Source organism: Chitinophaga sp. 01L420, assembly GCF_056399985.1.
Map to the genome: position 1 here is coordinate 19,812 of NZ_JBFTSK010000015.1, position 13,934 is coordinate 33,745.

Annotated in this window: 12 protein-coding genes and 1 other RNA gene; 8 read left to right on the forward strand and 5 right to left on the reverse strand. The window is 43.0% G+C overall.

Annotated elements, in window-relative coordinates:
* Window positions 1-26 precede the first annotated feature (26 nt).
* Window positions 27-383, reverse strand: coding sequence for a 50S ribosomal protein L21 (gene rplU / locus AC1DP6_RS16230; RefSeq protein WP_331957880.1), 357 nt, complete (start codon window positions 381-383; stop codon window positions 27-29).
* Between the two features lie 385 nt (window positions 384-768).
* Here rplU and AC1DP6_RS16235 point away from each other — a divergent pair, with 385 nt between their 5' ends.
* The 4 genes from AC1DP6_RS16235 (at window position 769) to ssrA (ending at window position 5,431) form a co-directional block, all read left to right on the forward strand.
* Window positions 769-2,268, forward strand: coding sequence for a GH3 auxin-responsive promoter family protein (locus AC1DP6_RS16235; RefSeq protein ID WP_477055765.1), 1,500 nt, complete (start codon window positions 769-771; stop codon window positions 2,266-2,268).
* An 89-nt stretch (window positions 2,269-2,357) separates the two neighbouring features.
* Window positions 2,358-3,524: a 1-deoxy-D-xylulose-5-phosphate reductoisomerase gene (locus AC1DP6_RS16240; RefSeq protein ID WP_441577617.1), complete on the forward strand. Its 1,167-nt coding sequence runs from the start codon at window positions 2,358-2,360 to the stop codon at window positions 3,522-3,524.
* Window positions 3,525-3,609: 85 nt separating this feature from the next.
* Window positions 3,610-4,944, forward strand: a complete 1,335-nt coding sequence (rseP, locus tag AC1DP6_RS16245) for an RIP metalloprotease RseP (RefSeq protein WP_477055766.1) — start codon at window positions 3,610-3,612, stop codon at window positions 4,942-4,944.
* 113 nt (window positions 4,945-5,057) lie between these two features.
* Window positions 5,058-5,431, forward strand: a transfer-messenger RNA (tmRNA) gene (ssrA, locus tag AC1DP6_RS16250).
* 105 nt (window positions 5,432-5,536) lie between these two features.
* On the opposite strand, the gene AC1DP6_RS16255 is transcribed toward ssrA, so the two are convergent.
* Window positions 5,537-6,676 carry a glycoside hydrolase family protein gene (locus tag AC1DP6_RS16255; RefSeq protein ID WP_477055767.1) on the reverse strand — a complete coding sequence of 380 codons (1,140 nt, stop codon included), beginning with the start codon at window positions 6,674-6,676 and terminating at the stop codon, window positions 5,537-5,539.
* 787 nt (window positions 6,677-7,463) lie between these two features.
* Complete coding sequence (locus AC1DP6_RS16260) at window positions 7,464-8,435, reverse strand: hypothetical protein (protein ID WP_477055768.1); 972 nt, start codon at window positions 8,433-8,435, stop codon at window positions 7,464-7,466.
* Window positions 8,436-8,791: 356 nt separating this feature from the next.
* On the opposite strand from AC1DP6_RS16260, the gene AC1DP6_RS16265 reads away from it, so the two are divergent.
* Entirely contained in the window at window positions 8,792-9,574 is a 783-nt protein-coding gene (locus AC1DP6_RS16265; RefSeq protein WP_477055769.1) for a M57 family metalloprotease, read from the forward strand.
* A gap of 201 nt (window positions 9,575-9,775) precedes the next feature.
* Here AC1DP6_RS16265 and AC1DP6_RS16270 read toward each other — a convergent pair whose 3' ends face one another.
* Together AC1DP6_RS16270 and AC1DP6_RS16275 are read right to left on the reverse strand one after the other, a co-directional pair.
* Window positions 9,776-10,132 (reverse strand): HopJ type III effector protein, encoded by a 357-nt coding sequence (locus tag AC1DP6_RS16270; protein ID WP_477055923.1) that lies wholly within the window; start codon window positions 10,130-10,132, stop codon window positions 9,776-9,778.
* Window positions 10,133-10,282: 150 nt separating this feature from the next.
* Window positions 10,283-11,047 carry a MerR family transcriptional regulator gene (locus AC1DP6_RS16275; protein ID WP_477055770.1) on the reverse strand — a complete coding sequence of 255 codons (765 nt, stop codon included), beginning with the start codon at window positions 11,045-11,047 and terminating at the stop codon, window positions 10,283-10,285.
* 169 nt (window positions 11,048-11,216) lie between these two features.
* Here AC1DP6_RS16275 and tam point away from each other — a divergent pair, with 169 nt between their 5' ends.
* The 3 genes from tam (at window position 11,217) to AC1DP6_RS16290 (ending at window position 13,885) form a co-directional block, all read left to right on the forward strand.
* Window positions 11,217-12,005 carry a trans-aconitate 2-methyltransferase gene (gene tam, locus AC1DP6_RS16280; protein WP_477055771.1) on the forward strand — a complete coding sequence of 263 codons (789 nt, stop codon included), beginning with the start codon at window positions 11,217-11,219 and terminating at the stop codon, window positions 12,003-12,005.
* 94 nt (window positions 12,006-12,099) lie between these two features.
* Window positions 12,100-12,669 carry an RNA polymerase sigma factor gene (locus tag AC1DP6_RS16285; protein ID WP_477026036.1) on the forward strand — a complete coding sequence of 190 codons (570 nt, stop codon included), beginning with the start codon at window positions 12,100-12,102 and terminating at the stop codon, window positions 12,667-12,669.
* Window positions 12,670-12,745: 76 nt separating this feature from the next.
* Window positions 12,746-13,885, forward strand: coding sequence for a FecR family protein (locus AC1DP6_RS16290; protein WP_477055772.1), 1,140 nt, complete (start codon window positions 12,746-12,748; stop codon window positions 13,883-13,885).
* Window positions 13,886-13,934 lie beyond the last annotated feature (49 nt).

The window sequence follows — 13,934 nt, forward strand, 5'->3', positions numbered from 1 at the left end:
TAATAAAAAATTTAGCTTAAACTTAATTAAGCTATTTCATTGATTTTGATTCTTGTAAAGTGGGTTCTGTGACCAACTTTCTTTCTGAAGCCTTTTCTTCTCTTCATCTTGAAAGCGATGACCTTGTCACCCTGAACATGAGCCAGAATCTCTGCTTTTACTACTGATTTTACATCAGTGCCTACGGACAGCGTCCCAGCATTATCTGTTAACAGTACATCGGAAAACTCCACCTTGTCTCCAATATTTCCTTGTAACTGCTGTACAAAAATTTCCTGGTCTTTTTGTACTTTAAATTGCTGACCTGCGATTTTTACAACTGCAAACATAATTATCCAAAATATAATTTCCGCAAAAGTAACCTTTTGTTTTTTAATAGACAAAGTTTTTCGGTCTTTTTTAAATCACAATGTATAAACACATGTGAAGGACCGACAAAAGCTTAATCTTTTCAAAGATACATACTTTCTTGAATTTTAAATTATTTTAACAAATTATACTTTCGGGTGCCGGACCGCAATATCCACCTCTTTATGCTATTTCCGGATCATTTAAAAACAGCTATCTTGCCGTACAAACCAACGCAAATTTGTATACTTTTGTCGTTTACGCAAATAAATACAGATAGGATAGGGGCATTTTTTTATTTAATAATTTAGTCATTTATTTTCCCGGCAGGCTCTTTTTCCCAGGGTAAAGACCGGAATTCAGGCTAATTAAATAAGAAATTATTCCAATCTTTAGTCTCTCAATCATAAAATAACAGGCATGAAGTTTAAATCACTGCTGGCCAAACCATTTGCTTCAATCGTACATAATAAGATAAAGAAGGAAATGTTAAGGGCGGTAGAAGATCAGGATGCTATCCTGCAGGAGCTGATAAAGACAGGCAAAAAGACAGAGTTTGGGACAGAGCATAAGTTTAACGCCATTCAAACCCATGAGGAGTTTAAGCAGGCTGTGCCACTAAGGGATTATGAGCAGTTTAAGCCTTATATAGAAAGAATTAAGGAGGGAAAGCAGAATGTACTGTGGAAAGGGCAGCCGATTTACCTGGCCAAAACCTCCGGGACCACCAGTGGCGTGAAATATATTCCCATCTCCAAAGAATCGGTTAACAATCACATGGATACCGCCCGTAATGCCTTGTTGAACTATATGGGGGAAACCGGCAATACAGCGTTTGCAGATGGAAAAATGATTTTTCTGTCTGGTTCTCCGGAGCTGGAAAGGGTAGGTGGTATTCCTACAGGTCGTTTGAGCGGCATTGTGAACCACCATATTCCCCGGTACCTGCGTACCAACCAGCTGCCATCTTACGAAACCAACTGTATTGATGACTGGGAAACCAAGCTGGACAAGATTGTGGAGGAGACCATCAACCAGGATATGACGCTGATCAGTGGTATACCACCATGGGTACAGATGTATTTTGACCGTTTGATGGAGCGTAGTAATGGTAAGCGCATCAAAGAAATATTTAAAAATTTTGATGTGATGGTATATGGTGGCGTGAACTTTGAGCCTTACCGGGCCAAGCTGATGGCTTCTATTGGCGCCCCCATCCATACATTGGAAACATTTCCGGCATCAGAAGGCTTCTTTGCCTTCCAGGATTCGCAGGAGCAGGATGGATTGCTGTTGAACACCAATTCCGGAATCTACTTTGAGTTTATTCCTGCCCACGAGATTTTCAATGAAAATCCGACCAGGTTATCGCTCAAAGATGTGCAAACCGGCGTAAATTACGCTATGGTGATCAACAACAACGCCGGATTATGGGGCTATAACCTCGGTGATACGGTGAAGTTCATTTCTGTAAATCCGTACCGTTTGCTGGTGACCGGCCGTATTAAACATTTTATCTCTGCCTTTGGCGAACACGTGATCGGAGAGGAAGTAGAGCATAGCCTGATGAAGGCCGCAGCAGAAGAAAATGTGCATATTACAGAGTTTACGGTGGCCCCGATGGTGCAAACCAATGGTGAATTACCTTACCATGAGTGGTTTGTAGAATTTGAGAATATGCCGGACAATCTGACTGCATTTGCGGAGAAAGTAAATGAAAACATGCGTCAGAAAAATATTTATTACGATGATCTGCTGACAGGTAATATATTGCAACCCCTGAAGATAAGGACTGTTCGCAAACAGGGCTTTATCGATTATATGAAAGCTATTGGAAAACTGGGAGGACAAAATAAGGTGCCTCGATTGAGTAATGACAGAAAGCTGGCAGATGAACTGGCAGCATATTTACAAAAATAACCGGCGATTCAAAGCAGCAACAGCTGTCAGGTAATTACCGGCAGCTGATTCTTCATTTTTTGTTAACTGTAAAAAAGTAAATCACCGTAATGAATAAACGAAAGATTGCCATCTTTGGGTCAACCGGATCCATTGGCATACAGGCACTGGAGGTGATCGCTGCGCATCCCGACAGATTTAGTGTAGAAGTACTGACCGCACAGCAGAATGCAGATCTGCTGATAGAGCAGGCGCTGAAATTCAAACCTAATGCGGTAGTAATAGGTAGCGAGGCAAAGTACAAGCAGGTAAAAGACATATTATTTGATAAAGGCATTAAAGTATTTGCCGGTCCCAAAGCCATGGTGGAAGTAGCTGCCTGGAGCTCTATTGATATGATGCTGGCGGCTATTATGGGATTTGCAGGTCTGGCGCCTACTTTATCTGCTATTGAGCAGGGTACCCCGGTGGCATTGGCCAATAAGGAAACCCTGGTAGTAGCAGGAGATATTGTGATGGCTACCGCCCGCAGAAAAAATGTACCCATTATACCGGTCGATTCTGAGCATTCGGCTATTTTCCAATGTTTACTGGGAGAGCCTTTCAGCAAAGTGGAGAAAGTGATTCTCACGGCTTCCGGCGGACCTTTTCTGGGTAAAAAGCCCAATTTCCTGATTAATGTAAAGAAAGATCATGCCCTGCAACATCCTAACTGGAGCATGGGCGCCAAAATAACGATCGATTCCGCCACCCTGATGAACAAAGGGCTGGAAATGATTGAAGCACGCTGGTTGTTCGGACTGGCACCGGAGAATATTGAAGTGGTGATACATGCACAATCTATCATTCATTCTATGGTACAGTTTATAGACGGTTCCCTGAAAGCACAAATGGGCTTACCGGATATGAAACTGCCTATTCAGTATGCGCTGGGTTATCCTGATCGTTTGGCGAATGATTTCCCACGGTTCTCTTTCAGGAACTATCCTACGCTCACTTTTGAGCAGCCGGATACCAAAACATTCCGCAACCTGGCTATTGCCATTGAAGCGATGCACAAAGGCGGAAATGCTGCCTGTGTAATGAATGCAGCCAATGAAGAAGTAGTGAATGCCTTCCTGAAAAACAGGATTGGCTTCCTGCAGATGACAGAGGTAATTGAGGAAACACTGGGTAAGATACCGTTTATTGAAACCCCCACCCTGCACGATTATTATGAATGCGATAATGCTGCACGCGAACATGCTGCTTCCCTTATCAATTCCATCGTTATATAAAATTGCCAATAAAAATTAACAAAGAGTTTTGCCGGAATATGTATTAAAACTGATATATTAGGCAGATTAAAGCAGAAATAATTAAATGACTACAGAGGTAATATTGGTGAAAGCAGGGCAGTTATTACTGTCACTTTCTATTTTGGTAGTGTTGCATGAGTTAGGCCATTTTATCCCGGCCAAGCTGTTCAAAACCCGGGTAGAAAAATTTTATTTGTTCTTTGATCCATGGTTTTCTCTCTTTAAGATCAAGAAGGGAGAAACAGAATATGGTATTGGTTGGTTACCATTAGGAGGGTATGTAAAGATATCCGGAATGATAGATGAGAGTATGGACAAAGAGCAGCTGGCGAAACCTCCGCAACCGTGGGAGTTCCGGGCCAAACCAGCCTGRCAGCGTTTGATCATTATGATAGGTGGAGTTACCGTAAATATACTCCTGGCATTTTTCATATATGCCATGCTGTTATGGCATTATGGAGAAACCTATTTGCCGGTGAGCGAAGTGAAATACGGTATAGTAGCAGATTCTCTCGCACATAGTATTGGTATAAAAGACGGTGATAATATCATTGCCATTGATCATCGCCCTGTAAAGTCTTTTGAATCTATCCCCGGAGATGTGATCCTGCATGAAGCTAAAAGCATACAGGTAACGCGGGATGGCAAGGAAGTAAGTATTCCTGTGCCAGATGGTTTTATCAGAGCATTACTGAAACAGAAGGCGCCTTTTGCGATGCCGCGTTTACCGTTTGTAGCGGATAGCGTGCAGCCCGGAAGCCCTGCTGCCAAAGTAAAAGTGCAGAAAGGAGATCAGCTGATAGCCATCAATGGCCTGCCGGTTCCCTTTTTTAGCGATTTTGCCAAAGAGATCCGGAAACACAAAAAGGAAGATGTCTTTATTACCGTGCTTCGTGGTAAGGATACCCTGAGCATGTCTGCCACCTTAACGGAGAAAGGCGAGTTCGGTGTGTATCCAAAAGTACCTTTCAATTACAACACCAGGCATTTTACCTTCCTGCAATCATTCCCGGCAGGTTATCAGAAAGGTGTTGATAAATTGGTAGACTACATCAGACAGTTCCGTTTGATCTTTGTTTCCAAAGAAGTAAAGGTGGCAGAGTCACTGGGTGGATTCGGCAGCATTGCTAACCTGTTCCCGGAAGCATGGGACTGGGTTTCCTTCTGGCAACTGACGGCTTTCTTATCAATTATCCTGGCATTCATGAATATCCTGCCTATCCCGGCACTGGATGGTGGCCATGTACTCTTCCTGTTATACGAGATCGTTACCGGCCGTAAACCCAGCGAAAAGTTCCTGGAGTATGCACAGATAGTTGGTATGGTGCTCCTGTTTAGTTTGCTTCTGTTTGCAAATGGACTGGATATCTGGAGAAGTATCAGCAAATGGTTTTCTTAGTATAGACACATAAGTTATTGTAATAAAGAAAGTTGCAGGAGAATATTTTTTCTTCTGCAACTTTTTTTATTTGACGCTTGACAGAAAAAACGTATCTTTGTCGCCTATTTGCCGGGGATGCCTGGTTTTGACAGCATAGATCTTTGAAAGTGTAAGCATGCCGTGCGTTGGATAATTAGCACGATAATCTGAATATTCAAACTCTAATTGGCGAATCTAATTACGCCATGGCTGCCTAATCATAGATTAGACACCCATTATAGCCGCTTGAAGTTGTCGCCTTATGTGACTTCCGCCGCCGAATCATAAACCCATAGGGATAGGTATTCATGGTTTCTGTGAGTGAATACTGAAGCTACAACGGATAAGGACACGGTTGGTTCGTTACGCCCCTGCCAGGTTCCGACAAAACAATGCGTAAATAAGCATGTAGAAAGCTTTCGGCGAATATGTTTGGACGCGGGTTCGATTCCCGCCATCTCCACCACAATAGTGCAATTATTTTTAAAAGGTAAGTCTGCTTGACTTACCTTTTTTTGTGTTCAATCGGATTTGAATTTTTGTGCCATATAAGGGCGTTTTTCAAAGGATGTTACTCTCCATTATTCCAGTCAATTTTAAATACATAATTCTCGGCTACCTGCCCGCCGCTGATGTTAATACCAGCTGTAGAATAAAAATATGCTGGTTTTCCTTTGATGAGCAATACAGACGGGCGCTCCAGTTTTCCGCTCTTATCATGCTCGTAGTGTTTAGGGTTAGTCAATAATTTTTTATGATCTTCTTCAGTTCCCCAGTAATCCAAAATATTTCCCATAGCAATTTTTGCATCCTTCAACTTAAAATCTGTGCCTGTATCCGATTTCCAGAGAATCAAGTTGCCATAAATACCCGTATTGCCGCCCATATTATCTGTGGTCAGTAAGTAGTACTGCTTGCCCACCTTAAATGCCTGCGCATCTTCCAAATAACTGACATTATCCGTAACTGGCTTATCTTGCAGTGTGTACGGCCCTTCCAATTTATCTGAAATAGCAATTCCGTATTGTGCAGCAAGTTGCTTAGGTGTGCCCGATTTGAAATAAATGCAATATTTTTCCCCGATTTTCATAAAAGCAGGGTTATCAATACCGATAACACTTTTGTACGTCCAGTGTCCGGGGACTTGTGAAACTTCTGCTACCCGTCCGCCATCATTACCGGCAAACCGCCAGGGGCCTTCCAGTTTATCAGCCACCATCATCCCTATGCGCATTTTTACATCCTTCTTTACCGTTTGAAAAATGTACAATAGTATATATTTGCCATCGACGTATTCTATGCGCGGGTTATGAGGAGCAAACATTCTATTTGTATCAGGAAACATGGAGGTTTTCAAAACTGTTTCCACAAACTGGAATGGACCTTCAGGTTTATCTGCTACATAATGCGCAATTTCCGCATTGGTGCCCATCCATCCCTGGTCGCCTTCATTGGCAGGCCATCTGCTTGTAAAAATATGTGTTTTGCCGTCTTTGCCCTGGATGGGACTGATGCACCAGTTAAACCAATTAGCATTGCTAACCGCAGTCCCTATTAACTTTGCCGTTAAAGCCATATGCGAATAAGGCAACATTAAAGTTTTTCCTTTCGCACTCTGTAATACTGTAGCTGGGTGAAGAGTTTGCGCGGATCCCTGAAGTGCGAGGCAGATCATGCAAATCAGCAGCAGCATTTTTTTTCTTCTAATCATCATCGTGAATTTGTAACAGGATTTTAAATGTTTGATCAACTATTGGTTATGCTGATGCCTGGAAAATGGTGCCGATTAAGTCTAATTCATGTTYAGGTGCCTAATTTATAGCAAATAAAATGGCATAACCAGTGTAAACTTTGCTAATACTGAAACAGGATTAGCACAATTCGTGGTTGTTAGGCAGCACTCATTATCCTCAACTAAAAATGAACGCTATACGAATATTTGCAGATGGAATTATTTCATTGGAAAAGGCAGGGAGCACCGAGCCGGGAAAATTAGGACTGGATATGCGGCCCCGATCGTTACATTGATTTTGACTTTTTTGTTTTTGTTGGCTTGGAAAGGGGACTTTAGTTGGTAATTCGGGATTTTAAGCATAAAGTTTAGTCAATCTATAAAGGCAGCATGCTACAGATCTAAGCCTGCCAGCTGCCTGAAAGCCTGCATCACGGGAATTTTATCTTCTTTTATGATATAGCGCATTAAGAACACACATCATTACAGTCAACATTGCCTCTTCATTATGTAGGCGCTGCCGGGCATATGCCTGGGACAGGCTTAGTACGTATAGTATCATTGCAGTAGAGGTGGACTTGAGGTGGACTTGATGCGGGGATGAGGTCCGGATATATATTGCCAAAACTGGCCATGGCAGCGCTGCTATGGCCAGCTCTGGCAGAAAAAGAGATACTATTGAAAGGAAGCAGGTATAAAGTGGGTTATTCATCAAAATATCTCCCGGAGGCAAGATAGTTTTTCGGGAAAACATCCCTGATACTTCTTACCTGACAATTATCCCGGTTATTCCCCCTATTATATCATTCAGACTTACCGGTTTTTCGTTTTTCCAATAGGTGGCTATGCCATCAAGATAGCCGGCCACATAAACGTCATTTCCTGATACGGTGATAGCCCTTACCCCGGCACCTGCAGCTTCGTTCCCATTGGTCAACCGGCCAATTGTTCCATTTTTCCAATAAACAACGATATTGGCACCGGCTGGGGTTCTGTCAATCCCGGCCACGTATACATCGTTGCCGGATACGGCAATCGCATCTGCTCTGCAACCATTCGGAAGGGTGACAGGCTCGCCATTTTTCCAATACACGGCAACTTCCTCGCCGGCTGAATTGATTTCAAATCCCGCCACATACACATCATTGCCGGATACGGCAATAGCATGGGCTTCTGCGCTCTTTTTGCCATCGGTCAGCGCTTGCGCTTTTCCGTTCTTCCAGCACGTGGCCACGTATTCTCCCTGATCACTTACCTGGTAACCGGCTATATAAACATCGGCTCCGCTAACGGAAATAGCATGCAATTTTGTCTCCTCCCCCAATGAGGTGCCAGCTCCATTTTTCCAATACATAGCCAGCTTGCCATTATTTCCAATCACATGTACATCTGAGCCGGATACGCTAATACCCACTGCTTTTGCATACGTTTTCCCGTCAGAGAGTGTGATTGCTTTCTTATTTTTCCAATAGGTGGCAACAGGCTCTCCTGCATCGTTATCCTGATAGCCAGCGACATACTCATCATTTCCGGATATTGCAATTGCTGATGCCCCGGCATGTCTTTTTCCATCTGTTAACTCGATCATTTCTCCATTTTTCCAATAGGTAAGACCTCTTTTACCTGAATAATCATCATATACCAACAGTAGTGAAGAAGATGACTGGGCCTGAAGAATGGAGCTGGTGACCAGTAATAATAACAATGGACCTACTAAATGCTTAATCTTTCTGATCATTTTTTACTTTTTATGCGGTTTACATTTTTTGGATAGCTGGCAAATTGAGTCATCCCGAGTCCTCAAAAGTAGGTGGCTGGTGTGGGATACCATATTTTCATACGCCTACAGATTTACTACAGTGGTCTCAATAGATGGCTACAAAACGTCTACATGATTTATTATCTGCTAATAAATAAATACTAATATATTAAACTGTTTTATTGTGTGTGAGTGATCACACCATCTCCACTTTTTAAGCCTTTGGTATTCCAACATCTAAACTGCAACAATATTACCGCCATAGGCGTTAGTTTTAGTTCATTATTTATTTTTTATCATTTAACCCAATTATTTAACCCAAAATCTGTACTAGCATGAAACACCCTAATGGATTCTACATTAGCGCGGTACTCTGTATTGCATCTTTAATGATCTTCTCCTCCTGCTCAAAGAATGACAAAGATTTGAAAAACCCGTCACCAGCTCCCAATGCAGTAGAAGACATGACCAATTACCTGGTAAATCAGGGCTTTGACCGACAGCATATTGTCTTTGATAAAGACCGTGTTGTTATTGAAAGTGACATTATTATCACCATTCCTGAACTTAAACAACGCGTTGCCGGCTGGAAGAAAGAACAACAGTCTGGTGTTCCTCAAACAGAACAACGGAGAGGTACTTACATTGTAAGTAATGCTTACAACACCAACATTAAGTTCTACATTGATCCTGCAGTACCTGCCAACTGGCAAACAGCCATTCAGGGTGCGGTAAATAACTGGAACGCGGTGAATGGCACCCGTCTGGGGATGTCTATTGTAGCCAATCAGGCCAATGCAAACACCCGGATTTTCATGGGTTTTGAAAGCGCAAACTGGATAGCCAGGGCCTATCTGCCAGGATCAAATAGTGCACCTGGTGTAAGTGTTGAAATTAATTCCAATTTCAATAGTCTTGCCGCCAGTCAGAAGCTGTTTGCTATCACCCATGAATTTGGTCATACAATAGGCTTCCACCATACCAACCAAACCTCCGGTACATTAATACCCGGAACGCCTACCTCAGATCCAAACTCTGTGATGAATTCAACCGTGCTTCCATGGAATGGATTTACATCCGGAGATGTTCTTGCAACACAGATATTATATCCACAATAACCAGAAATGTAAACAGATCTTTAGGGCGGACTGAAAATATTTTCAGTCCGCCCTTTTTATTATAGTAAAGACTGCAAGAACGATTCTACAGCGATCTATTTTTACTTTTAAGTTTAAACTCAAAAAAAGAAGGGATATAAATCATTGATCTATATCCCTTCTTTTTAGCTGTATTTTAAAGGTGTAAACTCGTCTGTCAGGTTATTTCGCCAATAATGCCTGCCCTTCAAAAACAATCCCAGGCCAGCCATGAATCATGAATTGCCTGATATTCTGGTGGTCTGTTCCATCCGGCGTATTTAATACGGATTGATAGTGTTCGGCAAATAAGCAAAGGGTATCTTCCTGGCTCAGGTGATTCAGTTGAGCGAAAGCAAAAACTTTGGCACTGCCCTGATTCTGGGTAGCTTCATTATGCGCTTCTCCATTTTGAAAGGCAGTTGGTTGATGCTGATAGTAAGTTTCTATAAACTCAATGACCTCTTTGAACGGGAGTGAATTGTCTTTTAATTTCTGAATAGGGTAATCAGCTGTTCTTTCATCCGGCGTATTATGTATTTAAAATGAATGTGAGACTGTGTGAAGCTGCTGATGACAACCCCGGCACACCTCATTTAACAGATCAAAAATAGAAATTTAAAGAGATAGCTTTTCATTTGGAGATATAGTTATTTAAACAGGCCGGTTTTTACAGCCGGCCCGTTCTGTTTAATGTTGTTTGTTTTTCAGGTAATAACGGGTTGCCTCTGTTATAAAAGCAGCCATTTGTCTGCTCGGCATCCCATCTGGAGCAACATCTGTTTTATCTGTAGCATATAATTCCCCCAGTTTTCGGAAATAGTCCAGTTGGGCTGGTTCTACTTTTCCGCCGGTCAGCCGGGTTATTATCTCATAGCGCCGTGCGATACATTGTTGTACGGTCGCATTTTCAGGATCACCCACCAGGGTCGTTAGCCGGGTGGTAATGTTATTCAGTTCTGTTTGCATCGCTTCCATTTCCTGTTTACCCAGGGTACGCAGGGTATTTTCTACTTCTAAAATGGTATGCTCGCCCCATTTGGCCATGGCTGCTGCTCTGTGGGCCACTACGCTTTCCTGGGGTATGCCTTCGTATAAATCCTCTACCTGTAACATAGTATTGTTTTTAAGTGTTACCAATGTTTTTTCTATGGTACCAATCAATGTGTTTATTCTTTCCTTCCGGGCCAACAGCGCTACTTTGTGTCCTTCCAGTGCCTGCATCAGGTCAAATGCAGGATCATCCAGAATGGTACAGATTTCTTTCAGCGGAAAATCCAGTTCCCGGTAAAAAAGTATCTGTTGCAAACGCAGTAATTCCTTTTCGCCATATAGCCGGTACCTGGCCTCGGTACGGACAGAAGGTTTCAGCAGGTCTATCTTATCATACAGGTGTAAGGTGCGCACGCTGACACCTGCCAGTTTAGACAGCTTTTTTACAGAATAATTGTTCATCGTTTGGATTTATACCTTGTGGCAACAAATATAGGGTATGACCTAAGGTTAGAGTCAAGAGAAAAGTCAGATTTTTTTTCATTATTTCTGCCGGAACAATATTTAACAAAGTGCTGCACTTACCTGTTTAAATATCGAATAATATTGTAGATAGAAAAAAGTTTAMAAAATGTCTGATCAAAATAAAAACGACAGTTGGTCTGCAAAACAATACTCCAAGTTTGAAAATGAACGCAACCGACCTATTATAGATTTACTGGCGCATATGCCTGTTACGGAAGTAAAGACGGCAGCGGATATAGGATGTGGTCCGGGCAATTCAACCGAATTACTTCAACTTCATTTTCCTGCTGCCATTGTTTCGGGTATGGAYAGTTCGGAAGATATGATAACGGCAGCGCGCAAAAGAATGCCTGATTTGCTGTTTGAGGTAGCAGATATTTCAACATGGCAAGGTAACGGGCATTACGATGTTATCCTGGCTAACGCCGCTTTGCAGTGGGTACCTGATCATAAAACGCTTTTCCCATCGCTGATCCATCAACTCAATCCGGGTGGAAGTTTAGCGGTGCAGATGCCTGACAATTTTGACGAACCAGCCCAACAATTAATGCGATCAGTGGCTGCGGAAGGTCCATGGGCAGCAAAGCTGGTGAGCGCATCAAAGCGGGTAGCACGTGAAGGGGCCGGCTGGTATTACGAAAAACTGCGTAACCAGGTGAAAACATTAGATATATGGCGTACTATTTATTATCATCCGCTTGCCGGCGGCGCGGCGGCTATCGTAGAATGGTTTAAAGGAACCGGACTTCGCCCGTTTCTGGATCCCCTGAAGGAGGAGGAGAAAGCGGTATTTCTGGCCAGGTATACCGCTGAAATAAGCAAAGCATATCCTGTATATGATAATGGTACCGTACTATTACCTTTCCCAAGATTGTTTATTATTGCCACCCGTTAATCGTCATGAGGGGTTCTCACTCCCGAAAATTCTTTTTAAACATCTGAATGAAAACAGTTTATCTTTATAGCACCAACCATTGTGTCTATTTTTTATGTCTCAGTATGATGTATATACAGATGAGCAACTGATATCGCTGCTTGCACGCAGCGATGAAGCGGCCTTTACTGAAATTTATGATCGTTACTGGAACCGGCTCTATCAATCGGCCTGCCGTAAACAGGCAGACAAAGAGCAGGCAAAAGAAATTGTGCACGATGTGTTCCTGGATATCTGGAAGCGCCGGGAGGGTTTAACCATCAGCCATTTGCCGGCATACCTGGAACAGGCCGTCCGTTTCCGGCTTATTAATTATATCAATCGTAATAAGATCCCCGCTTTTTTCGACTTATTTGAAACGCTTCTTTTTTCTCCCTACGAGGCCGACCAGCTATTGAAACAAAAGGATTTTATAAAGCTGCTGGAAGGATGGGTRGACACTTTGCCGGAAACGCAACGCCGGATCTTTATACAATATTTCCTGAAAGAATTGTCGGTAAAGGAAATTGCGCTGGAAATGAATCTCTCTCCCAAAACAATACAGAATAATTTAAGTCTTTCTCTCCGGCATCTGCGTACCAGGTTTGGTACATTAGCCGTCATCCTGCACCTTTTTATCCACTAAAATGAAGCCGTGAAAAAAAATATCTTTTTTCCGGGAAGCTGCGCTTTTTTTTGTGACTATATAAAAAAGGCTATTTATGCAGCTTTCTGACTGGCACCAGAAACATTTGCGATCTATACTCAGGAAATATGAGGCGGGACAGGCGTCTCCGGCTGAAGTATGCTTTATTGAAAGCTATATGGACAGCCTGGATGACCTGAACAAGGAGGCAGACAACGCCGGAGAAAGCAGGGAGCTGCAAGAGGAAATGAAAGCGAAGTTGCTGGAGAGCATCCGGCAGCCCGATATAAAAACGAAGGAAGTACCCTTCCGGCGCCCTTTACGGGCGTGGGTAGCCGCTGCTGCCGTTATACTGCTGCTGGGTAGTAGTGGCATGTATTGGTGGCTGCAACGTGCCACAAGGGTCGGCTCCCCTGCATTGGCAGCTAAAGACATTGCGCCCGGAAATAACGGTGCAGTGTTGCATCTTTCAGATGGGAGCAGTGTGGTGCTGGACAGCGCCGGTAATGGTACAGTGGCCATACAGGGACAAGTGAAAGTGGTGAAGGAGAATGGGATGATAAAATACCAGGGCGGTACCAAGGAGGTATTGTATAATGAAATTACTACCGATAAAGGCAAACAATGGAGAATGGTGTTGCCGGATGGAAGCGGGGTATGGTTGAATGCAGCCAGCTCTATCCGATACCCGTTGACTTTTAACGGTAAGGAACGCATCGTGGATATTACGGGGGAAGTATATTTTGAGGTAGTACATAACGAAGCGCAACCCTTTAAAGTGCGTGTAGGCAAACATGTGATTGAAGATATTGGTACGGCTTTTAACGTCAATGCCTATGCCGATGAACCAGTAATGAAAACAACCCTGATAGAGGGATTGATACGGGTTAACGGAACGCTCATGAAGCCGGGAGAGCAGGCGCAGGCCAGCGCAGGGGAGGAGTCGGTGACGGTAAGTAAAATAGAAAATGCAGCTGATGCGATGGCATGGGTAAACGGGCAGCTTTCCCTGGAAAGCAACAATCTGCAGGCGCTGCTGAGAAAAATTGCACGATGGTATAATGTAGAAATAAAAGTCGAGGGAACATTGCCGGAAACCGGCTTTATCGGTACGATAGACCGGAATGTATATTTATCTGATGTATTAAAAGCATTAACTGTTTATGGCGTTAACGCACGCCTGGAAGGCCGGACATTGATCGTTTCAGCTAAGTAAAAATTTATTCATCAACCAAAAATTCATTCATATGACAACAGGATAGTTG

Bases quoted from the DNA above. Each gene is read 5' to 3' on its own strand.
- AC1DP6_RS16235 (WP_477055765.1), top strand. From the start codon at position 769: ATGAAGTTTAAATCACTGCTGGCCAAACCATTTGCTTCAATCGTACAT.
- AC1DP6_RS16240 (WP_441577617.1), top strand. From the start codon at position 2,358: ATGAATAAACGAAAGATTGCCATCTTTGGGTCAACCGGATCCATTGGC.
- AC1DP6_RS16255 (WP_477055767.1), bottom strand. From the start codon at position 6,676: ATGATTAGAAGAAAAAAAATGCTGCTGCTGATTTGCATGATCTGCCTC.
- AC1DP6_RS16260 (WP_477055768.1), bottom strand. From the start codon at position 8,435: ATGATCAGAAAGATTAAGCATTTAGTAGGTCCATTGTTATTATTACTG.
- AC1DP6_RS16265 (WP_477055769.1), top strand. From the start codon at position 8,792: ATGAAACACCCTAATGGATTCTACATTAGCGCGGTACTCTGTATTGCA.
- AC1DP6_RS16275 (WP_477055770.1), bottom strand. From the start codon at position 11,047: ATGAACAATTATTCTGTAAAAAAGCTGTCTAAACTGGCAGGTGTCAGC.
- AC1DP6_RS16290 (WP_477055772.1), top strand. From the start codon at position 12,746: ATGCAGCTTTCTGACTGGCACCAGAAACATTTGCGATCTATACTCAGG.